The 1,792-nt window shown below is 74.5% G+C and carries 1 protein-coding gene; it reads right to left on the reverse strand.

Going from position 1 to position 1,792, the window contains the following annotated elements:
• Window positions 1–1,792: condensation domain-containing protein (locus ACWEO5_RS38440; protein WP_452166702.1), on the reverse strand; the 1,792-nt coding region annotated here is incomplete at both ends.

Genomic DNA, 1,792 nt, shown 5'->3' on the forward strand with positions numbered 1-1,792 from the left:
TCTCCTCCGGCACCGAAACCGCCCGCTCCGCCAACAGCTCCGCCACCGACGCCGACGGCAACTCCCGCCCCGTCGAAGCCCACTCACCCAACAACGCCCGCTCCCCCGCCGTCAGCACGTCCAGGCTGCCGACCCGGCGGTGCGGGTCGGCGGCGACCTGGGCGAGGACGGCGAGCAGCCGTTCGACCAGGGCCTCGGCGGTGGCACGGTCGTAGCGGTCGGCGGCGTACTCGAAGGCGATGTCGATCTCCTCGGCCGAGGAGGTCTCCTCGAAGTTGAAGTCGAGTTCGAACTTGGCCGCGCCGAGGTCGCCGGGCAGGATCCGGCTCTCCAGGCCGAGCAGGCGTCCGGTCCCGCCGTCGTTGTGCTGGTAGCCCAGCATCACCTGGAACAGCGGGTGCCGGCCGGGCACCCTGGGCGGGTTGATCGCCTCCACCAGGCGGTCGAACGGGAGGTCCTGGTGGGCGAACGCGGCGAGGTCGAACGCGCGGACCCGACCCAGGAGTTCGGCGAAGGTCGGATCGCCGGACAGGTCGGTGCGCAGCACGACGGTGTTGACGAAGAAGCCGACCAGCCGGTCGAGTCCGCTGTCGGAGCGGCCCGCGACGGGGGCGCCGAGCGGAATGTCCTCGCCCGCGCCGAGGCGGTGCAGCAGGGTGGCGACGGCGGCCTGCAGCAGCATGAAGGTGGTGGTGCCGGTGGCCCGGGCGGCCTCCCGCAGGCCCCGGTAGACGGCGGGCGGCACCTGGGCGTGCACGGTGTCGCCGCGGTACTGGGCGGTGGGGGTGCGCGGGTGGTCCAGCGGCAGCGCGAGTTCTTCCGGAATTCCGGCCAACGCCTGCTGCCAGTGCGCGAGTTGGCGCTCCAGCAGGCTGCCGGGCCCGGCGGCCAGCAGGTCCTGCTGCCAGAGCGTGTAGTCGGCGTACTGGACGGGCAGCGGCGGCAGTTCGGCGCCGGTGTAGGCGGCGGTCAGCTCCTCGACGAACGGGTTCATCGACCACTCGTCGCCCGCGATGTGGTGGAACAGCAGCACCAGCACGTGGTCCTCGGGCCCGAGTTCGAGCAGGGTGACGCGCAGCGGCCGTTCGGTGGCCAGGTCGAAGCCGTGCCGGACGGCCTCCCGCACGGCGGCGTCGAGTCCGGCCTCGGTGACCGGGCGGACCTCGACCGCCTCGGCGGCTGCCGGTGCGTCCAGGACCTGCTGGTACACCGAGCCGTCGCGTTCGGTGAACACGGTGCGCAGGCTCTCGTGCCGTGCGCTGACGGTGCGGACGGCGGCGCGCAGGGCGCCCCGGTCGAGCGGGCCGGTGAGGCGGACCACCAGCGGGACGTTGTAGGTCGCGCCGTCGCCGTCCAGGTTCTGCAGGAACCACATCCGGCGCTGGGCGTGCGAGAGCGGCAGGTCGGCGGGGCGGGTGCGGCGGGTCAGGGCGGGGCGGGTGTCGGCCGGGCCGTCCAGGCGGTGGGCGAGGGCGGCGGGGGTGGGTGCCTCGAACAGGTCGCGGACGGTGAGGGCGCCGCCGAGCACGGTGCGGACCCGGGCGGTCAGCCGGGCGGCGAGCAGCGAGTGGCCGCCGAGGTCGAAGAAGTTCTGCTCCGGCCCGACCTCGTCCAGGCCGAGCGCCTCGCCGAAGATCCCGCACAGGATCTCCTCGCGGGCCCCGCGCGGGGCCCGGTCGCCGCCGCCGGCCCGGGGGGCGGGCAGGGCGGGGCGGTCGAGCTTGCCGTTGACGGTCAGCGGCAGGGCGTCCAGGACCACGAAGGCCGAGGGCACCATGTACTCGGGCAGCCG

The sequence above is a fragment of the Kitasatospora sp. NPDC004272 genome, assembly GCF_053603035.1.